Source organism: Cohnella rhizosphaerae (assembly GCF_029525575.1).
GTDB lineage: Bacteria > Bacillota > Bacilli > Paenibacillales > Paenibacillaceae > Cohnella > Cohnella rhizosphaerae.
Map to the genome: position 1 here is coordinate 2,513,610 of NZ_JAPDIA010000003.1, position 20,190 is coordinate 2,533,799.

Annotated in this window: 24 protein-coding genes; 12 read left to right on the plus strand and 12 right to left on the minus strand. The window is 59.0% G+C overall.

All coding sequences use genetic code 11. The annotated features are described in order from the left end of the window. Positions 1-456: 456 nt before the first annotated feature. From OMP40_RS16765 to OMP40_RS16780, 4 genes are all read right to left on the minus strand, one after another. On the minus strand, positions 457-1,800 hold the full coding sequence (locus tag OMP40_RS16765; RefSeq protein ID WP_277532896.1) for a hypothetical protein: 1,344 nt from the start codon (positions 1,798-1,800) through the stop codon (positions 457-459). Beyond that, entirely contained in the window at positions 1,790-2,971 is a 1,182-nt protein-coding gene (locus tag OMP40_RS16770) for a glycosyltransferase family 4 protein (RefSeq protein WP_277532897.1), read from the minus strand. The genes OMP40_RS16765 and OMP40_RS16770 overlap by 11 nt, the downstream gene beginning before the upstream one ends. Beyond that, a complete protein-coding gene (locus tag OMP40_RS43130) occupies positions 2,971-3,999 on the minus strand; it encodes a nucleotidyltransferase family protein (protein ID WP_277532898.1) in 1,029 nt (342 codons plus the stop codon). Before OMP40_RS43130 ends, OMP40_RS16770 begins: the two co-directional genes overlap by 1 nt. Before the next feature lie 312 nt (positions 4,000-4,311). Then, positions 4,312-4,476 carry a DUF1328 domain-containing protein gene (locus OMP40_RS16780; RefSeq protein ID WP_277532899.1) on the minus strand — a complete coding sequence of 55 codons (165 nt, stop codon included), beginning with the start codon at positions 4,474-4,476 and terminating at the stop codon, positions 4,312-4,314. 384 nt (positions 4,477-4,860) lie between these two features. On the opposite strand from OMP40_RS16780, the gene OMP40_RS16785 reads away from it, so the two are divergent. The 5 genes from OMP40_RS16785 (at position 4,861) to OMP40_RS16805 (ending at position 8,772) form a co-directional block, all read left to right on the plus strand. Further along, the gene (locus OMP40_RS16785) at positions 4,861-5,436 is read left to right on the plus strand and encodes a DUF948 domain-containing protein (protein ID WP_277532900.1); all 576 of its coding nucleotides are present in this window, start codon (positions 4,861-4,863) and stop codon (positions 5,434-5,436) included. Positions 5,437-5,532: 96 nt separating this feature from the next. Beyond that, positions 5,533-5,859: a YflT domain-containing protein gene (locus OMP40_RS16790; RefSeq protein WP_277532901.1), complete on the plus strand. Its 327-nt coding sequence runs from the start codon at positions 5,533-5,535 to the stop codon at positions 5,857-5,859. Positions 5,860-6,026: 167 nt separating this feature from the next. Beyond that, positions 6,027-7,160: a PP2C family protein-serine/threonine phosphatase gene (locus OMP40_RS16795; protein ID WP_277532902.1), complete on the plus strand. Its 1,134-nt coding sequence runs from the start codon at positions 6,027-6,029 to the stop codon at positions 7,158-7,160. 121 nt (positions 7,161-7,281) lie between these two features. Then, complete coding sequence (locus tag OMP40_RS16800) at positions 7,282-8,130, plus strand: CheR family methyltransferase (RefSeq protein ID WP_277532903.1); 849 nt, start codon at positions 7,282-7,284, stop codon at positions 8,128-8,130. Positions 8,131-8,229: 99 nt separating this feature from the next. Continuing rightward, the gene (locus OMP40_RS16805) at positions 8,230-8,772 is read left to right on the plus strand and encodes a hypothetical protein (protein ID WP_277532905.1); all 543 of its coding nucleotides are present in this window, start codon (positions 8,230-8,232) and stop codon (positions 8,770-8,772) included. A gap of 39 nt (positions 8,773-8,811) precedes the next feature. Here the strand turns inward: OMP40_RS16805 and OMP40_RS16810 are convergent, their stop codons facing one another. Beyond that, positions 8,812-10,038 (minus strand): NAD(P)/FAD-dependent oxidoreductase, encoded by a 1,227-nt coding sequence (locus OMP40_RS16810; RefSeq protein ID WP_277532907.1) that lies wholly within the window; start codon positions 10,036-10,038, stop codon positions 8,812-8,814. 54 nt (positions 10,039-10,092) lie between these two features. Continuing rightward, positions 10,093-10,245, minus strand: a complete 153-nt coding sequence (locus OMP40_RS16815; protein WP_277532908.1) for a hypothetical protein — start codon at positions 10,243-10,245, stop codon at positions 10,093-10,095. Between the two features lie 158 nt (positions 10,246-10,403). On the opposite strand from OMP40_RS16815, the gene OMP40_RS16820 reads away from it, so the two are divergent. From OMP40_RS16820 to OMP40_RS16835, 4 genes are all read left to right on the plus strand, one after another. Continuing rightward, positions 10,404-10,730, plus strand: a complete 327-nt coding sequence (locus tag OMP40_RS16820; RefSeq protein WP_217595409.1) for an STAS domain-containing protein — start codon at positions 10,404-10,406, stop codon at positions 10,728-10,730. A gap of 46 nt (positions 10,731-10,776) precedes the next feature. After that, positions 10,777-11,220 (plus strand): anti-sigma B factor RsbW, encoded by a 444-nt coding sequence (gene rsbW, locus OMP40_RS16825; protein WP_277532911.1) that lies wholly within the window; start codon positions 10,777-10,779, stop codon positions 11,218-11,220. After that, positions 11,217-11,993, plus strand: a complete 777-nt coding sequence (locus OMP40_RS16830) for a sigma-70 family RNA polymerase sigma factor (RefSeq protein WP_277532914.1) — start codon at positions 11,217-11,219, stop codon at positions 11,991-11,993. The genes rsbW and OMP40_RS16830 overlap by 4 nt, the downstream gene beginning before the upstream one ends. A gap of 95 nt (positions 11,994-12,088) precedes the next feature. Beyond that, positions 12,089-12,436 carry a hypothetical protein gene (locus tag OMP40_RS16835; RefSeq protein WP_277532915.1) on the plus strand — a complete coding sequence of 116 codons (348 nt, stop codon included), beginning with the start codon at positions 12,089-12,091 and terminating at the stop codon, positions 12,434-12,436. Positions 12,437-12,601: 165 nt separating this feature from the next. Here the strand turns inward: OMP40_RS16835 and OMP40_RS16840 are convergent, their stop codons facing one another. The 3 genes from OMP40_RS16840 to OMP40_RS16850 form a co-directional block, all read right to left on the minus strand. After that, a complete protein-coding gene (locus OMP40_RS16840) occupies positions 12,602-12,958 on the minus strand; it encodes a hypothetical protein (protein ID WP_277532917.1) in 357 nt (118 codons plus the stop codon). Next, positions 12,955-13,236, minus strand: coding sequence for a hypothetical protein (locus OMP40_RS16845; RefSeq protein WP_277532919.1), 282 nt, complete (start codon positions 13,234-13,236; stop codon positions 12,955-12,957). The genes OMP40_RS16840 and OMP40_RS16845 overlap by 4 nt, the downstream gene beginning before the upstream one ends. Positions 13,237-13,328: 92 nt before the next feature. Then, positions 13,329-13,640, minus strand: a complete 312-nt coding sequence (locus OMP40_RS16850) for a YtxH domain-containing protein (RefSeq protein WP_277532921.1) — start codon at positions 13,638-13,640, stop codon at positions 13,329-13,331. A 184-nt stretch (positions 13,641-13,824) separates the two neighbouring features. On the opposite strand from OMP40_RS16850, the gene OMP40_RS16855 reads away from it, so the two are divergent. Next, positions 13,825-15,618, plus strand: a complete 1,794-nt coding sequence (locus OMP40_RS16855) for a glycosyltransferase family 39 protein (protein ID WP_277532922.1) — start codon at positions 13,825-13,827, stop codon at positions 15,616-15,618. 43 nt (positions 15,619-15,661) lie between these two features. Next, positions 15,662-16,657 carry a glycosyltransferase family 2 protein gene (locus OMP40_RS16860; RefSeq protein ID WP_277532924.1) on the plus strand — a complete coding sequence of 332 codons (996 nt, stop codon included), beginning with the start codon at positions 15,662-15,664 and terminating at the stop codon, positions 16,655-16,657. Between the two features lie 75 nt (positions 16,658-16,732). Here the strand turns inward: OMP40_RS16860 and OMP40_RS16865 are convergent, their stop codons facing one another. The 3 genes from OMP40_RS16865 to OMP40_RS16875 all read right to left on the minus strand — a co-directional run bounded on the left by OMP40_RS16865 (position 16,733) and on the right by OMP40_RS16875 (position 18,792). Then, positions 16,733-17,650, minus strand: coding sequence for a LysR family transcriptional regulator (locus OMP40_RS16865; protein WP_277532926.1), 918 nt, complete (start codon positions 17,648-17,650; stop codon positions 16,733-16,735). Positions 17,651-17,678: 28 nt separating this feature from the next. Then, positions 17,679-17,846 (minus strand): hypothetical protein, encoded by a 168-nt coding sequence (locus OMP40_RS16870; RefSeq protein WP_277532928.1) that lies wholly within the window; start codon positions 17,844-17,846, stop codon positions 17,679-17,681. 148 nt (positions 17,847-17,994) lie between these two features. Then, positions 17,995-18,792, minus strand: coding sequence for an AraC family transcriptional regulator (locus OMP40_RS16875; protein ID WP_277532930.1), 798 nt, complete (start codon positions 18,790-18,792; stop codon positions 17,995-17,997). A gap of 215 nt (positions 18,793-19,007) precedes the next feature. Here OMP40_RS16875 and OMP40_RS16880 point away from each other — a divergent pair, with 215 nt between their 5' ends. Beyond that, entirely contained in the window at positions 19,008-20,189 is a 1,182-nt protein-coding gene (locus tag OMP40_RS16880; protein ID WP_277532932.1) for a galactokinase, read from the plus strand. Position 20,190: the final 1 nt, after the last annotated feature.

Here is a 20,190-nt window from a genome sequence, read left to right on the forward strand (position 1 = left end):
CAGAAGTACTGTCGATGGAAAGCACATGGGTGGCAGGCGAGCGTAGGTAGCTAAAGTACTGTCGAGGGAAAGCACATACGGCGGCAGGCGAGTGTAGGTAGCTAAAGTACTGTCGAGGGAAAGTACATCCGACGGCAGGCGAGCGTAGGTAGCAGATGTACTGCCGTGGGAAAGCACATGGGCGGCATGCGAGCGTAGGTAGCAGAAGTACTGTCGATGGAAAGCACATGGGCGGCAGGCGAGCGTAGGTAGCTAAAGTACTGCCATGGGAAAGCACATACGGCGGCAGGCGAGCATAGGTAGCAGAAGTACTGTCGAGGGAAAGCACATACGGCGGCATGCGAGCGTAGGTAGCTGAAGTACTGCCGTGGGAAAGCACATACGGCGGCAAGGGGCTTAGGTAGCCAAAAATCCCCCCGCCTCCCGGCAGGGGATCCGCACAACCTATGATAGCCCTTAGCGGCACAAGGCCGCGGTCATCAGATAGGCGATGGTCGATTCGGCGCCGCAGTTGACATTGGGGCCGTCTTCCTGGAGACCGTCGCAGCCGCTGCCGTCGCTTGGGTCCGCCATGATGGCGCCCAGATCGTTGTCGCCGAAAAACCATTGAAGGCAGCGATTGCGCGCGGACCGCAGCTGCGCCGCATAGTCGGCGACCTCGATCGCGTGCGCGGCGGACTCGCTAGCCGTACTGGCTGCGCCGCGACTCTCGACCTGGCCGTCCTCCGTCTCAGACCTGACGGCGAGCGCGATACCGACCTCCGGCGCCCGTATAGCGCCTGCGCCGCGGAATCCGCCCGTGCCGCGGTCTCCGCCCGGCGCCCCCGCTTCCGCCGAGCCGCCCTTCGCCGCGGCGCCTTGATCGTAAGCAAGCAGCAGCGCGACGCCCTGCTTGCCCGCTTCCTCCAACGCGACGGCGCCTTCCTCGAGCGCCAGCGCCAGCTTGAAAATCTCGAGCGGCTGCTGGTCCCACTTGCTGCTTCTCGAGCGCGTGCGCCAGCCGGAATTGCCGATCGGGCGGAACCAGCCTTCTTCCGCGGTCATCGCCGCGTGGAGAGAGGAAAGGCTGTCGAGGCCGATCTCGAGCGCTTCCGGCGCATGGGTAACCCGGTAGGAACGCAGCAGCGCCCATGGGAGCACGCCGTTGCCGTAGCTCATCTGCGTTTCGAACCAGCGCCATTCCTCGTCCGAATGGCGAAGGAACGTCTCGATCAGCTCGTCTTGGAAACGGACGACATGCGTCTTGAGCTGCTCGCGCCAACCCGGCTTGAAGGCGATCGCGCCGAGGCGCTCGCTCTCGAGCGCATGCGCGCAAGCCGACAGCGCGTACGCCTTGCCGCGCAGCGAACCGAGTTGTCCAAGCGTGGGCATCGCGCATTCGAACATCGCCTTCGCGGCGTCCTTGTGCGAGTCGGGAAGCCCGACCCAGGCGCTGACGCATGCCCAAATCGACCTTCCCTGGCAGTCGTAAGAGACCGATTCCGACTCGGGAGCGCGATCGTAAGCGACGTTATTGTGCCACCAGCCGTCTTCTTTTTGCTGCCACAGCATGAACGACAGGTAAATGGACGCGAGCTCGAGCAACTGAGCGCGATCCGACTCGCTTACTTCGGCTCCGGGCACGTCCCGCAGCCATTCGGTGACCGCCCAGAGCGAACGCGCATTATCGTCCGTCGTATAACCTTCGCGTCTGCGGGGCGTGCGCCCGAGCGCATGCTCGATCAGCCCCGTATCGTCCGTCATTCGCCGCAAATGGGTAAAAGAGGGCGGATGGCTCCGCCCCTTGGAGTTATATAACATCGGCCATCCTCCAACGCTTCTCCGCAGCGGTCCGTTCAAGCAGCTGCAGGTATTCTTGGCCCACGACGGGCCATTGCATGCTTTTTCCGATATCGGCAGCGAGCTTCTCGCACAGCTTGAGCTTTTCGGGATAGGAGAACAGCTCGATGAGCTTCACGCTCCAGGCTTCTACGTCGCCGTAAGGAAGCAGTAGCTCCTCGCAGCCTTGAAGCAGATCCTTCGCGTAAATGTAAGGCGTGCTCAGCACCGGACGACCGAGGCCGACCGCATAAGCCAGCGTGCCGCTCGTAATTTGCTGCATGCCGGGATAAGGCGTAACGTACAGATCGCAAGCCTGCAGCAAAGAAGTGAGCTCCTCCTCGGGGATGTAACGGTCGATCATGCGCACATGATGCTGCAGACCGAGCTCCTCGATCAGCGCGTTCAGTTCCTCCCGGTAGGCTTCGCCCTCGTGCTTGCGCACTTCGGGATGCGTCTGTCCGGCAAGCACGTAGAGCAGGTCGGGCACGGCCTTGACAGCGGCAGCCATGGAGCGGAGGATCAGTTCTACGCCTTTGCTGCGGCTGAGCAGACCGAATTGGAAGACGACCTTGCGCTGCTCCCAGCCGTATTCGCTGCGCGTGCGGATCCGGTCCGCTTTGCTGGGAACGGGCGTTCCGTGAGGGATATAGGAGATTTTTTCCAATGGAATTCCGAAATTGTCGCTGAGATATCCGATCGCCTTGCGATTCATGACGTGAATGCGGTCGCTTCGCTTCGCGATCTCGGCTTGAACGGCGGCATAAGGCTCTTGCGGCGTTTCGAACACGGTGTGGAAGGTCGTGACGACCGGCTTATTAAGCCTATTCAGCAGCTCGAGCGCGTAGGAGCCGGCTTCTCCGCCGAAAATACCGAATTCATGCTGGAGCGAGACGATGTCGACGGCGCTTCGGTTCAAATAGTCCGCCATTTTGCGATATTCTTCTTTGTCGTTTTTAAGAAGGGGAAAATGCCAGCTTTCGTTATAAAGTTCCAGCTCGTCTTCATTGCACATGGCGACGATCGGATCCGGAAAAATGCCGTTGTGGGCAACTCGAACCGCTTCCCGAAGATGGTGGGTATACGTGGCCAACCCGCACTTCTTCGGTACGTAGGTGCTCACATAGGCGATTTGAAATGTTTTTGGACTCATTAATGTCGCACCTCCAGCTTGTAGTAGCGAAATTGCCAACTCATAGCGCCGCTTCGGCGACGGAACCGCCAAATCCGAACGCATGCCCGTCGAGTCGCGACGAATCGCCGACGACCGATCGGGCAGGGACGATCGTCCTGGAGATCCGGGCTCCTTGGCCGATCTCGCAATGGGAACCGATGACCGTATAAGGACCGACGATCGCTTTGTCGCCGATCCTGACATGCTCCCCGATCAACACGGGGGGGGACGAGCAGCACACCTTCTCCGATGACCGCGCCTTCTCCGATCCAAATGCCTTGTTCGTTCATTTCCGTGCCGCTGATCGAAAGCGGAAGCTTGCGGTCGAGCAGATCCCAGTGAAGCTGGGCGTAGCTCTCGGGCATGGTTGCCAAGATACAATAGTTGTCCGGCATGTAGCCGGATATCTTGCTTCCATTGCCGATCAGGAGAGGAAATGTTTCGTTTTCGAACGAGACGTGTCGTCCTGCCGGGATGTGCGACAGCGCGGATTTACTCATCATGTATACGCCCGAGTTGAGAAGGTTAGACGGCGCATTCTGCTTGCTTGACCCTTGGACGAGCGAGAGGACGTCCCCTTCGGAACCGAGCTGCGCGATCCCGTAAGGAGAATCGCGTCCGCTCTGCGTCAGGCACATCGTCACAAGCGCCGCCCGGTCGCCATGGAGCTCCATCGCCTGGTCGAGACGAAAGGCATGAACGGCAGCGGGGTGCAAGACGACGAACCGGTCCTGAAGCAGCGGCTCCGCCAGCTTGATCGCGCCCGCCGATCCGAGACGCTCCCAACCAGTCAGATAAGAGACGCGCATGTCGAAGCGGGAACCGTCTCCAAGCAGTCCAATAAGGTCCGCCTGATCTTGCCGGCCGACCGCGACGACGAGTTCGAGGACGCCTTGCTCGCGTCCCTGCGAGATCCAATGCTCGATCCAGGGGCGATTGACGACCGGAGTCGTCCACGCACCCAAGCCATCCGCTCCAGGATTCGCGCCGAGTAACAATGCTTGCATGGACATGTCGACCTCCGTAACGGAAATTGCCATCGCGGGATCCGGCGCAAGCGGCATGTACTTAATTAACGCATTTCGACGTCCGATGAAACAGGAATTGTCAGAAATTCATTCCTTTCTCATGAATTTTCCGAACGATCCGAACGTTCTGCCGCAGTAAAAAAGGCAATCGCAGCGGGGGGGTTCCCGCGGCCGATTGCCTTTTAAATTCAGCTCTGTTGAATTTTTTCGAAAATATAACGCTACTTATATAATGGGCTTGTATTCAGCCTGTTATGAAGCAGCGTTACCCGACTCTGCCCGTTTATCGCTTTATAAATTCCGGCGACGGCCGAAGATGAGCGAGATGACGAACAGGATCAGGAACAGGAAGAAGAGGAACTTGGCTACGCCCACTGCCGCGCCGACGATGCCGCCGAATCCGAAGATGGCCGCGACGATGGCGACGAGCAGGAAAATAAATGCCCAGTATAACATAAGAACGCCTCCTGAAGTATAAATGATGGTCATACCTTGCGGGATCGTGGCGGGTCGGGGTGGCCGAGCTTTTATCGAACGGCTCTAACGCCTTGCCGAAGGACGAAGTTCGAGAGATTCAGTTCGCCCTTATCGGCTCCCGCTAGTTTCGAGCGTCGGTATGATCTTGCTGCATCCTTACCACTGCCCTAACCGGCTGAATCAGGTGCGGATCAAGGCAAATTAATCCTACATTAACTTCTTGATTTTACGTGCGGGACATACAGGGGCTGGCCCGGGAGCGCGCACGCTTACCGCGTATACGTCGTTTCGCCGCGTGTCGGCTAGGGTAATTGACGTTAAGCAAGAGACAATCGAAATTCCCTTGAAAGGAAGGTGATACGCATGAGCAACCAGGCATTGATGGCTTGGAGCGTCGTCGTCGTCGCGATTAGCTTTGCCGCCCTCTGCGTATACTTGATCGTCACCTTGAAGGCGGCCCGGGAGACGCTGGTCTCCGTTCAGGGCACGATCAAAGAGGCGAATCAGACGGTAGGAATGCTGCATACGAAAGTCGAAGACCTGACCAACAACGTCAAAGTCATCTCCGAGGACGTGAAAAACAAGATTCGGTCGACGGACGACTTTTTCCAAGCCGCGCGCAATGCGGGCATGACGCTGAAGGAAACGACGGGAGCCGTGAAGGATATCTCCACGACGCTCTCCCGGGCCGTCAGGCAGCAGGTCGCCGCGCTGGAGCCCGGTCCGGAGCATAAGAAAACGTGGACCGAGTGGTTCAAGATCGGCATGAACGTCGTCTCCGCGATTCGCAGCGCCAAGCAGCAGAGCAAGGAAGAAAAAGCGGTTTTCGCCGCCGAACGCCAGGAAGAGGAACATCGTTTGTACGACAGCGCCGCGTATGTTCCGGAGCCGTTTCAGCCGGGCGGTCAAAGGGTATATAACGGTCACAGCCACAGCTGAAAAATCAATTCAAGGCAAGTTTCAAGGCAAGTTGTCGCCGATCCGGCGGCAACCGCTCGAAGAAGATAACGGAACGATCGATAAGGAGGAACCGACATGGATAAAGCTTATGCCAAGCTGGTAAACAACGGACTCGAAGCGTTCGACACGGTCAAGGACCTGCACCGCCAGGGCTATCGGGAAGAGGAGATTTACGTGCTGGCGCACGGCGAGAACCGCACGGACCGGATCGCGGACGTGGCGAACGCCAACACGATCGGCGCTTCCGAAGAAGGCGTCATCCAATCCGTCGCGAATCTGTTCAGGGATCGGGGCGACGAGCTAAGGGCCAAGATCAAGGCGCTCGGATTCGACGCCGCCGAGGCGGAACAATACGAGGCCGAGCTTGATCGGGGCAAAGTCCTCGTGCTGGCTAAGCATTAATCGCGAGATTCGCGACCCTTCCCAAGGTTATGGATTCTGGTTGACGGGAATAAGGAATGAGAGGCTTAAGCCTGCTCATTCCTTATTCCCGTTTGCCGGCTTTGCTTTACAGCGGGCCGTCGGCTGCGATAACTTTAACGTATGATACAGGCGAGGAGAATTGGACAATGAGCATTTTGGTCGTAGACGACAATCCGATGAACGTGATGGTTGTCCGGGAGATGCTGAACCGCTCGGGGTACGAGGACGTGCAGATCGCCTATTCAGCCGATGAGATGTTCGATATACTAAGATCGGACAATCGCGGCGCTCAGGCGCCTACTTCGATCAACCTGATTTTGCTCGATCTCATGATGCCCGGCATGGACGGCATCGAGGCTTGCGCCTTGCTTCAGAAAGACGAGCGTCTTCGCGATATTCCGGTCATCATGGTGACCGCGATCGGCGACTCGCGCAAGCTCGCGGAAGCGCTGGACGCCGGGGCGACCGACTACGTGACCAAGCCGATCAACAAGATCGAGCTGCTGGCGCGAATCAGGTCCGCCCTTCGCCTGAAGACCGAACTCGATTGGCACAAAGAGCGGGATCGCAGGCTGCATGAGGAGCTGAGCCTGGCAAGACAGGTTCAGGAGGCCGTCATGCCCAACGACGTCGATGGCGATAATCTGAGCGTGCAGGCTTACTTTCGCGCCTCCGAGGGATTGGCGGGCGATCTGTACGCCTGGCATGCGCTCGATTCTAAACATTACTTGATCGCGATCATGGACGCGATGGGACATGGCATCTCTTCCTCGCTGATCAGCATGTTCACCGCCTCCGTGCTGCATGAAGCGATGCGCACGACGGTGACTCCGAAGCGCATCGTGCACGAGCTGAACAGGCGATTGCTGCAGCTGCAATACGAGAACGAGATGGTTCAGTATTATTGTACCGGCATATGCGCCTGGATCGATCTGGAGAACGGGATCATCGAATACGTCAATGCCGGCCATCCGCCCGGCCTGATCACGAGAGGAGACGGCGGTACGCAGCAGCTCTGCACCACCGCGCCGCCGATCGGCATGTTCGAGCAGATGAACGTGCAGATGGAGACGGCCAGCCTGCGAACGGGGGGATGTGCTCCATCTTTTCACGGACGGGTTGCTCGATTTGTTCCCCGGAGACATGGAGCAGCGGATCGAACAGCTTACGGGCACGATCCTGGAGGCCGGAGGCGACAACAAAGCGCTCGAGAGCCTGCTCGTCCAGGAGTCGCTGGACCGGCGGCCGGACGATCGCTGCCTCGTCAGGGTCGAAGTTAAAAAGGCAATGCGTTAAGGCGGCTCTGCGACGCCGGAAACATCTTTACATAGCGAGCGCAAGGAAAGTTTCTCTTGGCCGGCAGGCCGGCGAACGGCGATTCATAAGAAGCGTGGTGTTACTTTGACCGATTTTTTAGATAACAGTCCCTACGACGAGCGCCTGGAAAAAATCGAAATCGAAAGCCTTCTGGAAGCGCTCTTCAAAAGGTACGGCTACGATTTTCGCAATTATGCCTATCCGTCGCTGCGCCGCAGAATATGGCACCGCGCTTCGATCGAACAGCTCGAGACGATTTCCCTGCTGCAAAATCTCGTGCTTCACGATCGCGACGCGTTCGAGCGGCTGCTGTCCGATCTGGTCATTCCGGTCACGGAGATGTTCCGAGACCCCGGCTTGTTCCAGATTCTCAGAGCGCGCGTCATGCCGATCCTTAAAGAGGCGTCCTTCATTCGCGTCTGGCATGCGGGCTGCGCGACCGGCGAGGAAGCCTATTCCATGGCGATTCTGCTGGATGAGATCGGGATGCTGAATCATTCCCGCATCTATGCGACGGACATTAGCGAGGCGAGTCTGCAGCGCGCCCGGCAAGGCCTGATCTCGCAGGAGCGGATGAGTCTGTACGCGCATAACTACGAGCAGTCCGGAGGGAAGGCGCCCTTCGCGTCTTTTTACGAAACGAATCACGGTCAAGCGATGCTGCATGCCAGGTATCTCGAACGAATCGTTTTCGCCGAGCACAATCTGGTCACGGATCGCTCGTTTAACGAGTTTCAGATCATTTTTTGCCGCAACGTCATGATTTACTTCGACAACGAGCTTCGCGAGCGGGTCCATGCGCTGTTGTACGAAAGCTTGTCGCCCGGCGGCTTCCTCGTGCTCGGCAACAAGGAATCGGTCGCCTTCACGAGCTTTGCCGGACGCTACGAGACCTGGAACGACGAATACCGGATCTATCGCAAACCTCGCTGAAGCATGCGGTTAAGCGGCGCGCGGTTCAAAGCGCCATCCCTCGGGTAAAATTACAAAAAGGCGAAGCGTTCGTTTGCCGCCTATAAGGAGGGTATGGCCATGGGAGTCACGATCGGCATTTTTGAAAGCGAACAACGCGTGTTGGACGCCGTGGAGCTGCTTCGCGCCAACGGCGCGCATCAGGGCGACGTTCGCGTCATCGTCAAGAGCGAGGAGAACGTGCCGCTGCTTGCTGCCAGCGAAGCGGTCCAGGTCGAGAGCATCGCCGGCATCGAGGAAGCTAGGAATCGTTCCGACGGCGACGGTTCTTCGTGGGGAGATGAAGGCGTAATTCCGCTTCCGGCGGCCGGGCTCCTGGGGACGCCTGGCGTCAGCGGCACCGGCGGCTACGTCGGCGGCGTCGCGCCTGCAGGTATCGTGGCCGCCGGCTTTACCGGACGGGGCGGCGGCCTGTTGGACGTGGACGGCGACGGGCCGCATACCGACGACGTGCTGTCGGATCTCGGCTTGCCGGACGGCGATGCCGACAGACTGGCCGACGAAGTCAACGAGGGCCGATATCTGGTCGTCGTCGGCGATCGCCCCGACGAACAAGCGGGCAGCCTGCTGAGTCAAGCCGGAGCTATCGAAGTACTTAACTGACGGCGCGTGTCGCCGCAGAAAAAAGAACCGGTCTCCGCGTTATTGCGGACCGGTTCTTCGATTGCGGAGCCCGACGATATCGGCCAACGCGCTGGTCTTGCCTTGGAGCAAGTCCGTCAGAATGTCGCTGGCGAGCATGCTGTATACCGCACCGTTGCCACCGTAACCAAGCGCTACATAACGCCCGGGACGCTCCGGATCCTCGCCGATCCATGGCAGGTCGTCCGCGGATTCGCAAAAGGTCGCATTCCATGCGTACTCGGTTTCCAGCGATAAGCCTGGGAACAGCTTGCGGGCTTCTTCGAGCAGCCGATTCGCATATTTGTTCAAATCGTATAGGTCTGTCACGGGGCGGCGAATGTTTTCGTCGAGGCCGCCCATCACGATGCGGCCGTCTTGCGTCGTCCGGGCATACAAATAGGGCCTTGCGGTTTCCCACAGCAGCCATCTTTGATGCCAATCCGCGAGCGAAGGCAAGACGCGGGTCGCGATGGCGCTGGTACGGGCATACCTGATGGCTAGATTGCCGATGCCGGCGATCTCAGGACGATAGCCGACCGCGTAAACGACAGAAGCAGCGCGCACGATGCCGTGCGACGTTTGACACGCAAAATCGCCCTTCGATCCTTCGACGGACTTCAGGGACGTATTTTCGTAAATGCGCGCGCCTTTTTTCGCAGCCCGTTCGGCGAGCCTGACGGACAGACGATATGGGTTCAATTCGCCGTCGCCGCTCGTCACGAGCGCCGCGGGCTTGGCGAAAGGGAAGATCGCGCGAATGTCGGCTTCCTCCAGCCAATCGACGCTGAAGCCTCTGGCGCGGAGCGCCTCGTATTCCGATTTGAGCTTGGGGACGTCCGTGTCGGCGCTGGCAAAGTAGAGACTGCTGCGGCGTTTGAACGCGACGTCGCCCGGAAGCGTCTCCGCAAGCTGGCACAATCGCTCCACGGCGTATTTGCAGGCCCGATAAAAATGCGAAGCCCGTTCATCGCCGAGCCGGGACAAGAGATCCGTGAGCATGATATCATTGGAATATTGAAGCAAACCGGTGCTGGCGGCGGAACTGCCTTCGCCGATCCTTCCTTCGTCGATCAGGACGACGGACATGCCGGCCGCGGTCAATGCGTCGACCGCCATGGTGCCGGTCAAGCCTCCGCCGACGACCAGAACGTCGCATTGCGAAGATAAGCCGGACAGGGGCGGATAACGGGGAGGCTCGCCGCCGCCGGCGAGCCAGAGCAAAGAGCCGAAATATAGCGGTTCCAATCGAACGCCTCCATCTAACGGGATTCGTCCAAGTATATCCAAAGGGAATGTCCGTTAGACGAGCGGCAGCAGATAGTAGATAATCAAGTACAACACGCCGAAGAAAATGATCAAATATGCGGCATACTTGATGAAGGTCGACCAAACCATGCTGGAATCCGACTTTTCCTGAACCTCGTGCCTTTCGATGTCGACGTCCTTGTTCATGATGTTCAGCTCCTTCGCGTAATTTTAACCTGCGCTGGGTTATGCTTCTTTACCCGACCGCGGACCGCCCAAAACAAAGGCTTTTTCCAGCTTTAGGGCTGTTTCAACCGGCAGGGGCGGGGGTAATAAAATTTATGAATAACGGAGAGGGGTTTCGTATGCAAAGCGAAAAATTGACTTTTCAAACAGAAAATCTGGACGGCCTGACCGTCGTGCGGATCGCGGGCGAACTCGATCTCGAGGTTGCTTCGCAGATGCGCTCCGTGATGGAGCCCCTGATGGAATTGTCCGACCGCAAGCTCGTACTTAATCTTCGAGATCTCAAATACATCGATAGCACCGGCATCGGTATTTTGATCAGCATCGTGAAGGCCCGTCATGCTCGCAACGCCCCGTTCGGAGTTGAAGAAGTGCCTTCGACGATTCAAAAGCTATTCGATATGACGGGGATCACCCCGTTCTTGGCCGCTTCTCCCAATGCTTAACGCGAGCGAGCACTTACATTCCGAAGGGAACGAGGACGAAACAACGATGAGAAACGATGGGACAGTGACGCTTACGGTACCCGCCAAAGCCGAGTTCGTTGACATTATCCGCTTGACCTTGTACGGCATAGCCGCCAAGATGAAATTTTCATTCGAAGAGATCGAGGATATGAAGGTTGCCGTCTCCGAAGCCTGCAACAACGCCGTATTGCACGCTTACGATCACTCTCAGCCGGGCCAGATCGAGGTATCCTTCACGATCATGAACGAAGATCGTCTCCAGATCGCGGTGAGCGACTCGGGCGTCAGCTTCGAACAGGTGACCGACCGGACCACGTCCACCTTGCATGGAAAGTCCATCGATGAAATCCAGTCGGGCGGATTGGGACTTTACTTGATGCAAGCGTTGATGGACGAAGTGGAGATTCGAAGCAATCAGGGCACGAGCGTCATCCTAACTAAACGGCGGCTGGCCCAAGAAACGGTATGAGTCTTCAATCGAGCGCCCGTCTGCCCGACGACGCGATCTTGAAGCTGCTGGAATATCAAAAAACGTTGCGCAACGAGCTGGCCGAGGAGCTCATCCGGCACTACGAGCCGCTCGTCCGCATGGCCGCGCACAAAATGTCGCGCAGCCATCTTAGCTTGCAAGAGGATTTGTTCCAGGTCGGCCGAATGACGCTGTTCCGGCTGTTGAAGCAGTTCGATCCCGATCTGGGCATGCCGTTCGAGCCGTACGCGATGAAGAGCATCGTCGGCCAGATGAAGAATTACCTCCGCGACAAGTCGTGGTACATTCAAGTGCCGCGGCGAATCAAAGAGAAGGGGCTCGTCGTGCAGCAAGCGATCGACGAGATGACCGTACGCCTCGAGCGCTCGCCGAGCGTCGAGGAAATCGCCGAATTCCTGGAGATGAGCGTCGAGGATACGCTCGAGGTGCTCGCCGGACGCGAGCTGCATCACTATGTCTCGCTCGATACGCCGGTATCGCAGGAAGAAAACACCGCCACGCTCGGCGAACTGATCGGCTCCACCGCCGACGACTTTGCCGGCGTCGACCGCCGCATCGATCTGCAGGAGGCGATGATGAAGCTGAAGCCCGAGGAACGGCAGGTGCTGTTGCTCCTGTACGAAGAAGGGCTGTCCCAGCGGAGCGCCGCCGACCGTCTGCAGGTGTCGCAGATGAGCATCTCCCGCATCCAGCGTCGCGCCATCGAAAAGCTGAAGGGCTGGCTTACCGAACCCGGCGACGACGAGGACTAAGATTAATTTCCATTCGATCAATTGTTTCTACCGTCCCCCCGCCGGGTAATAATCGGTAAGCTACACCATTCACTTCGCCGAAGGCGGTGGACATAATGACGGTTAAATATCGAATCGAATGTTTCGAGTGCGACATCGTAGTCAGGCAAAAAGACGAGGCCCATACACTTAGCATTCAATCCCGCAAAACGCCACTTGGCAACGGCAACCGGTTAGCCGAATATGCATCCGAGCAAGAGGCCGTACACGCGGCGGATCAACTCTGCCAGTCGTACACCATTGCGAGGGAATTCGGCTACCATCTCTCCGGTGGGGAGTTCGTCAGAGACGGCGTACCTTCCATCGACGTCGTAACGCTGCTCAGACAGGAACTCGACGCATCCGATCTGAAGTCGCTTCTCAATCGCGAAGCCATCAAGCACGGCATTCAGCAGACAGGGTGAAACCGGTTGCAGCATAAATGAGGGCCTCTTCGGAGGCTCTTTTTTTCAACGATTCAGCGTATAAGTAAATGCAAATTTTCAATGTAGGAATCGCGGATAGATTGAAAACCTGCATTTATACATGCATTTTCTGCCGATTTGCGCCAGTTCATGAAATACATGCAATTATGCAGGTATTTCCAAAGCAAAAGCCGGAAATCCGGCTGATGAAGGAAAATAACTGCGCTTATCAATTATGCAGGTATTTCCAAAGCAAAAGCCGGAAATCCGGCTGATGAAGGAAAATAACTGCGCTTTTGCATCTATCTTGTCCCAAACGGCAGACATGGAAGAAGATAGATGTATATTTGCAGGCATTGCGGTGCAGAAACGGCACGTGCGCAGAATACCCAACTGATGGTTTTCTATTTTTGCCTGTAACTGAGGCAAGCTGTCACCTATATGTTTGTGGCCAGGAAAACCGGCGTGGGAACAACAGTCACGCCATTGCGACCAATAGCGGCTACAACAGGAGGCGTTCACGCCTCCTCCTGAATCGGGTCGCTTACAAGGCCTTCCTCGCTCAGCTCGCTGCCGGTCTTCACGCGCTCCATGTCGCGGCCGAGACGCTTCAGATCGTCGAAGTCCTGAACCATCGAGCCGTTCATCGCCTCGTCGAGGGAGCGGGTCTCGATCGGGCCGGAGGGCTTGCTGTCTTCGTCGGATCGGTAATCGCCGTTCTCCCCGCTCGTCGCATGGGGCCTAACTTCGGCGCTTTCGGCGACGGACTCGCGTACGTCAGACTGCTTGAATTCGTTCATCTCGATTCGCCCCTTTTTCATGAATCGGCACAGAAATTGACACAGACAAAAGCCAATCCCGAGCAAGCTCGGGGTTGGCTTTTGGAAGTTATTCAGTTCGGCTTCGTGGATTCCTGAAGGGAACTCGTAATGTCGTCCTTGGCGGTATTCATGCCGTCCTTCGCGTTCGACAGTACCGATTTGGTCTGGCTGATCATATCCGAAGCGGATTGACCGACCTTGGATGCCAGCTCCTGCGTCTTGCTGCCGGCGGTGGAAGCCCATTCCTTGGATTTATCCATGGACTTGCTGTAGGCGTTCATCAGATCCTGGCGCGTCTCCTTGCCTGGCTTGGGAGCCAGAAGCAACGCTGCCGCTGCGCCAACCACGCCGCCGATAACAACACCCTTTACCATTCCTGCCATGTGAATTCCTCCTTGTAATGGCTATGCCATTTTGTTATAAGTGTTAACGTCCTGCTTGAGTTTTTTTTACCCTTGACGGTGGGCGCTGAATCAATGCGGACTTTCCGCAGGGCGTGCTTTCGACTACAATAGGTAGCAATAGGTAGCAATAGGTAGCAGACGATCAAAGAGGGCGAGGACGTTCATGGAATCACAAGAATACCGCGGCAGCCTGTCTTCGTACGGCTGGGGCCGCAGCGAATCGGAGCGGGACAGAAGGCCCTGGGGCCGGATCGATTTTATTTTGATCGGGATTCTGATGCTCGTCTCGGCCTGGCTGTCGCTCCACGATCTGGGCAACCGGCATGCGCCGCAGACGTTCTGGAGACCCGACGTATCGGGCGAGGGCTTCGTAGCCGACTTCGGGGAGCTGCGCCAGGTCGGCCGCATCAGCCTGTACGAGGGGCCGGGCGCCGCGGGCGAGACGCAGATCGAATCGTCGGCCGACGGCGTGAACTGGTCGCCGTATCTGACGGTCGAACACAAGACGGGAAGGGTATTCACCTGGATGGCGGAGGACAAGCCCGTCAGCGCGCGGTACATGAAATTTACGGCCAAACGCACCGGTTACAGCCTTTACGAGGCCGGCTTTTTCGAGGCGGGTACGAAGGCGCGGATCGCCATCGCCGGCATCGAGCCCGCCGGCGCCAAGGGAGAGACCTCCGCGGGCGGCGGCGAGCAGGTATTCGACGAGCAGGACGAAGCGCCGTATCGGCCGGATTATCGGAACAGCATGTATTTCGACGAGATCTATCACGGCCGCACCGCCTACGAATTCATCCATGAGATCCAGCCTTACGAATGGACGCATCCGCCGCTCGGGAAGTGGCTGCTTACGTTCGGCATCCGCCTGTTCGACATGACGCCTTACGGCTGGAGGTTCATGGCGGCGGTGTGCGGCACGCTGATGGTGCCGGTTTTCTACGCGGCGGCCAGGGCGATGTTCCGAAGCACGCGCTATGCGTTCATCGCGGCTTTGCTGCTCGTGCTGGAGGGCTTTCATCTCGTCCATTCGCGGATGGCCAACGTCGACGTTTTCGGCGTGACCTTCACGATTCTGATGTACACGTTTATGTACAAGTACGGAGAGAAAAAATGGGAAAGCGGGGGCTTCGGACGAAGCTTCGGCTACCTGGCGCTTTCCGGCGTGTTTTTCGGATGCGCCGCCGCGGTCAAGTGGAACTACATGTACGGCGGCGCAGGCCTTGCCGTCCTGCTGTTCCTGGCGCTATACAGACGCTGGCGCGAGTCCCGCTGGGAATACGGCAGCGCCTACTTCAAGAAGCTGACGCTCACGCTGCTGTCGTGCTTGATCCTGTTCGTCGCGGTTCCGGCGGGAATCTACGCGGCTTCATACATTCCGTATGAAAAGGCGACCAAAGCCGACGACGGACTGAAGGATCTGCCGCGTTACCAGAAGGACATTTACAACTATCATAAAGGCGTCAAGGAGAAGCACCCGTACTCGTCCAAGTGGTATACGTGGCCCGAAATGCTTCGACCGGTCTGGTACTACGGCGGCAAGGACCTGGCGAAAGGCGATGCGCAGAGCATCGCCGCCATCGGCAATCCGCTCGTCTGGTGGGGCGGCCTTGCGGCCATGCTGCTGTCCTGGTGGCTGGGCGCGCGCAACAGGGACAAGATTGTGCTGACGATCGCGGTCATGTATTTGTCGTTTTACGTCCCGTGGATGGTGTCGCCGCGCAGCATTACGTTCCTGTACCATTACTTCCCGATGGTGCCGCTGCTGATCCTGTCCATCGTGTGGATGCTTCGCTGGCTGGAGCAGCGCTGGTACTACGGCAGGACGTTCACCGCGCTCGTCATCGCCGGCGCCGCCGTCCTGTTCGTCTGGTTCTATCCGGTCCTGACCGGCATGACCATCAGCCGCGAGTGGATGAACTTCGGCATACGCTGGCTGCCGAGCTGGGGATTCTGATCGTATTCGTCCTGAAGTTCAGGCAAGTTGAGGAGGAAGCCGCATGGCTGCTGTGGTGACGCTGTCCGTCGTCGTCCCGATGTATAACGAGGAAGAGGTCATCGAGACCACTTATGCGAAATTGACCGAGGTGCTGGAGGCGACGGGAGAGAGCTACGAGCTCGTATTCGTCAACGACGGCAGCAGGGATCGAACGGCCGCCATCGTGCGGGGAATTTGCGGGCGGGACGCGAGAGTGAAGCTGCTCGACTTCGCGCGCAACTTCGGGCACCAGATCGCCGTGACCGCGGGCATGGACCACGCTTCCGGCAGAGCCGTCGTCCTGATCGACGCCGACCTTCAGGACCCGCCGGGCCTCATCCCGCAGATGCTGGCGTTATGGCGCGAAGGCTATGACGTCGTCTACGGCAAGCGTATCTCCCGCCAGGGAGAGACGTGGTTCAAGAAAACGACCGCCAAGTGGTTTTATCGCACGCTGGCGGCGCTGACTTCGGTCAACATCCCGGTCGATACCGGCGATTTCCGGCTGATGGACCGCAAAGTGTGCGACGCGCTGAGCGGGATGCGCGAGCGAAGCCGCTTCATCCGCGGCATGGTCGCCTGGGCGGGGTACCGCCAGATCGGTCTGGAGTATGCGCGCGAGGAGCGCTTCGCAGGCGAGACCAAGTACCCGCTGCGCAAAATGGTCCGGTTGTCGCTCGACGCGATCACCTCCTTTTCGACCAAGCCGCTCAAGCTGGCCGGCATTCTCGGCTTTTTGCTGTCGGCCGCAGGCTTTATCTACCTGATCGTCGTCATCTGTCAGCGCATTTTCACCGACACGACGACAGCGGGATGGACGTCGCTCATCGTGATCAGCCTGTTTTTCCACGGCATCACGCTGTCGCTGCTCGGCGTGCTGGGCGAGTATATCGGCCGTATTTACGAGGAGTCCAAGCGGCGCCCGCTCTACCTGGTGGCGGACAAGCTGAACTTCGAGGCAGCGCCGGATGACTCCCGCGATTCCCGGGAGCACGCACCTTACGCGCTGCGGAGATGAATAGCGTCGCCGAATATCGAAAACGGGACATCGCGGAGCGTCGGCGCTCTGCAGTGTCCCGTTTTTTCGTATTTCTCACAGCGCTGCCGATATCTCGCCTTCGCCTTCGCCGCCTCGCCCGGCCGCTTCGCGAAGCAGCTCGATCATATGGCGAATCGCGGGATCGCGCCACTTTTTGCGGTGAATGACGATCTGCGTATAGAAGGTGATATCCGGGTGGGAAAAGGGAAGCCGAACGAGTCTGCCCTCCGCCAGCTCGCGAACGACCGCGATCCGAGGCAGCAGTCCGATGCCAAGACCGTAGGAAACGCACTGCTTGATCGCCTCGAGACTGCCGAATTCGTGATGCACGTCGCAAGCGACGCCATGCTTGCCCAGCAGCTTCTCGAAGGCATTGCGGTACGTGCACGTGTGCTCGGTCGCGATATAGGATTGGCCGTTCAAATCGGCTGCGCAAATCTGGACGGCCTGCTGCAGCCGGTGTCCCGGGCTCGCCACGAGCACGAGCTCTTCCTCGCGCAGCTTGATCGCCTCGATATCCTCCTCCTGGATCGGCTGGTCGAGGACGACGCCCAGGTCGATCTCGCCTGCTTTGATCAGTTGCAGGATCTGGGTCTCCGTGATCGGATGCACCTGGAGATTGATCTCCGGATAAACTTGGCGGTACCGGTGAAAGACGGGAGGCAGGAAGTAAGAGAAAAGCGATTCGATCGTGCCGATGTCCAGATGTCCCTTGGCGGGCCTGGAGATCAGATGCTTGGAGCTCTCGTACAGCGCCAGGATCTGCTCGAACGTGTCGCGAAGCTGCTCGCCCGCGGAGGTGAGCCTCATGGATCGGCCGAACCGCTCGAACAGGACCACGCCGTATTCCTGCTCCAGCTTCTGTATGTGCGTCGTGACGCTGGACTGGACGTAGCCCAGGTTCTCGGCGGCTTTGGTGAAGCTGTGGCAGCGCGCTACTTCGATAAAAGAACGAATATAAATAAAGTCCACCTTTGCCACCACCTGTCTGAAGGACGGATCAGTGACCGCGCAGCCAGCCGAGCAGCATCAACGCCAGCCAGGAGGCCGGCAGCTCCGCATGCGGGCGCTTCGTCTCCCGAACATGCCGTTCGAGGTCCCAGCGCCGCTCGCTGACTTTGATCTCGTTCTCCCATATTTTATAAGCCGTCCGGTCCTGGATCAACATCTAAATCGCCCCCCTCGGTCTTTGGTTGAGGAATATCTTAACACCGTCGCCGGACCGGGGGTTATCGAGCGATTTGCATGCCGATTATCGATAATATCGATGGAAACGCCATCATGCGAACGTTAGCGCGAGTCGGAGCGGTCGCGGATCAGGAGCGCAAAGCGTCCGTCCTGTAGCCCGTCGGCGTCGTGCCGAACGCGCGCCTGAACTGCTTGGAGAAATACAAAGCGTCCGGAAAGCCGACCGAGGAGGCGACCTGCTCGACCGTCAACTCGGGCCGTTCCCGCAGCAGACGCTTGCCGCGGTCGATCCGGATGCGCGTCAAAAACGCGATCGGCGTCACGCCTGCGTGGCGCTTGAACAAGCGGGACAGATAGGCGCGGTTGTAGCCGAGCGTCTCCGCCATCGCCTCGATCGATACCGGCTCGGCATATTGCGTGGAGAGGTAGCCGATCACCTGGCGGACGAGCTCCTCGCCGTGCGTATCGGCCATGGGCGGCTGCTCCGCGCGCTCCGCGCCGGTCATCATGAAGGAGGCGAGCAGCAGATGAAGCAAGCCCGCGGCTTCAAGCGAGGCAGAGGGACGCCGCGCGCGGAACGCCTCGTAAATCTGACGGCATCGCTCGTCGGGCGACCCGTCGTCGCCGGTGTAGGCGATAGAGCGGTCGGCGTCCAGGCCCGCTTCGGCAAGCAACGACGCCGCCCCGTCGCCGGCGAAGGCGACCCAGCGGTACCGCCAGGGATCGTCGGAGTCCGATTCATAGCTGAACAGGCGCTTGGGACGGATCAGGAACGTATGGCCGGGCCCGAGCGCGTGAACGCGTCCCTCGGTCTCGAAGACGCCGTGCCCGGAGACCACATGGTGCAGCAAGTAGTAATCGACGACCTTCGGTCCGACGCGGTGCGCCGGACGGGTCTGGCTCTCCCCCCGCGAACAGCGCGGCAAGCCCTTGCTGGAGCGCGCGCGCGGGATTGGAGGCGACGCGGTAATCGGGGGGCTCGGTTCATCTGAATTCGACTCCTTATGGGGCTTCTCTTCGCGATTGTACCGCACGAAGTCACATTTCTCCATAGAGACCGCATTTCAAGCCATTTCCCGTTCTCGCGTTCCGGCGTTATACTGGTAGTAAATCGCAGCCCTAATTCAGGAGGAAACCCACCATGCCTCATTATCCGACGCTTCGCGAGCAATTCATCACCCGCCTCGGCGAGGGCGAGTCCGACATCCGCGTCTTCGCCGCGCCGGGCCGCGTCAACCTGATCGGCGAGCATACCGATTACAACGGCGGCGCCGTCTTCCCGGCCGCGCTCACGTTCGGCACGACGCTGCTCATCCGTCCGCGCGCGGATCGTCAGCTGCACCTGGCGTCCACGAACTTCCCGCAGTCGCGGCTCGTCCCGGCGGACGGTCTCGTCTTCTCCGAGGACGACGACTGGACCAACTATCCGAAGGGCGTCGTCTGGGAGCTGGCGCAGCGGGGCATCTCGCTGTCGCGCGGCTACGACATTCTGTATCACGGCGAGATTCCGAACGGCGCGGGGCTGTCCTCGTCCGCTTCGATCGAGGTCGTCACCGCGTTCGCGCTGCTGACGCTCGAAGGCCGCAAGACCGACACGGTCGAGATCGCGCTCTGGTCGCAGCATGCGGAAAACGAGTTCGTCGGCGTCAAGTGCGGCATCATGGACCAATTCGCGGTCGCCAACGGGCGCAAGGACCATGCCATCCTGCTCGACTGCGACACCTTGAAGTACGAGCTCGTCCCGTTCGAGTCGGGCGATTACAAGCTCGTCATCGGCAACACGAACAAACGGCGCGGGCTCGTGGATTCCGCGTACAACGAGCGGCGCGCCCAGTGCGAGGCGGCGGTAGGCGACTTGCGGGCAGCTTTTCCGGAGCTGACGCTGCTCGGGCAGCTGACGCTTGCCCAGTTCAACGACAACGCGCATCTGATCGCCGACGAGATCGTCCGCAAGCGCGCGCGCCACGTCGTCGAAGAGATCGACCGCGTCGGCCGCTCCGTAGAGGTGCTGCGCCAGGGCGATCTGGCCGCCTTCGGACAGCTGATGAACGCGTCGCACGATTCGCTGCGCGACCTGTACGAGGTGACGGGCGCGGAGCTCGACGCGATGGTGGCCGCGGCCCGCGAGGTGCCGGGCGTACTCGGCTCCCGCATGACGGGCGCGGGCTTCGGCGGATGCACGATCTCGCTCGTGCACAAGGATAGCACGGAGCGCTTTATCGCCGAGGTGGGCGACAAGTATAAGGCGGAGACGGGATTGACGGCGGATTTTTACGTATGCGACATCGGCGACGGCGTCCACGAGATCAAGGAGGCGAACTGAT

Coding starts and splice junctions, on each gene's coding strand:
- OMP40_RS16765 (WP_277532896.1), bottom strand. CDS start 1,800: ATGTTATATAACTCCAAGGGGCGGAGCCATCCGCCCTCTTTTACCCAT.
- OMP40_RS16770 (WP_277532897.1), bottom strand. CDS start 2,971: ATGAGTCCAAAAACATTTCAAATCGCCTATGTGAGCACCTACGTACCG.
- OMP40_RS43130 (WP_277532898.1), bottom strand. CDS start 3,999: ATGCAAGCATTGTTACTCGGCGCGAATCCTGGAGCGGATGGCTTGGGT.
- OMP40_RS16780 (WP_277532899.1), bottom strand. CDS start 4,476: ATGTTATACTGGGCATTTATTTTCCTGCTCGTCGCCATCGTCGCGGCC.
- OMP40_RS16785 (WP_277532900.1), top strand. CDS start 4,861: ATGAGCAACCAGGCATTGATGGCTTGGAGCGTCGTCGTCGTCGCGATT.
- OMP40_RS16790 (WP_277532901.1), top strand. CDS start 5,533: ATGGATAAAGCTTATGCCAAGCTGGTAAACAACGGACTCGAAGCGTTC.
- OMP40_RS16795 (WP_277532902.1), top strand. CDS start 6,027: ATGAGCATTTTGGTCGTAGACGACAATCCGATGAACGTGATGGTTGTC.
- OMP40_RS16805 (WP_277532905.1), top strand. CDS start 8,230: ATGGGAGTCACGATCGGCATTTTTGAAAGCGAACAACGCGTGTTGGAC.
- OMP40_RS16815 (WP_277532908.1), bottom strand. CDS start 10,245: ATGAACAAGGACGTCGACATCGAAAGGCACGAGGTTCAGGAAAAGTCG.
- OMP40_RS16820 (WP_217595409.1), top strand. CDS start 10,404: ATGCAAAGCGAAAAATTGACTTTTCAAACAGAAAATCTGGACGGCCTG.
- rsbW (WP_277532911.1), top strand. CDS start 10,777: ATGAGAAACGATGGGACAGTGACGCTTACGGTACCCGCCAAAGCCGAG.
- OMP40_RS16830 (WP_277532914.1), top strand. CDS start 11,217: ATGAGTCTTCAATCGAGCGCCCGTCTGCCCGACGACGCGATCTTGAAG.
- OMP40_RS16835 (WP_277532915.1), top strand. CDS start 12,089: ATGACGGTTAAATATCGAATCGAATGTTTCGAGTGCGACATCGTAGTC.
- OMP40_RS16845 (WP_277532919.1), bottom strand. CDS start 13,236: ATGAACGAATTCAAGCAGTCTGACGTACGCGAGTCCGTCGCCGAAAGC.
- OMP40_RS16850 (WP_277532921.1), bottom strand. CDS start 13,640: ATGGCAGGAATGGTAAAGGGTGTTGTTATCGGCGGCGTGGTTGGCGCA.
- OMP40_RS16855 (WP_277532922.1), top strand. CDS start 13,825: ATGGAATCACAAGAATACCGCGGCAGCCTGTCTTCGTACGGCTGGGGC.
- OMP40_RS16860 (WP_277532924.1), top strand. CDS start 15,662: ATGGCTGCTGTGGTGACGCTGTCCGTCGTCGTCCCGATGTATAACGAG.
- OMP40_RS16870 (WP_277532928.1), bottom strand. CDS start 17,846: ATGTTGATCCAGGACCGGACGGCTTATAAAATATGGGAGAACGAGATC.
- OMP40_RS16880 (WP_277532932.1), top strand. CDS start 19,008: ATGCCTCATTATCCGACGCTTCGCGAGCAATTCATCACCCGCCTCGGC.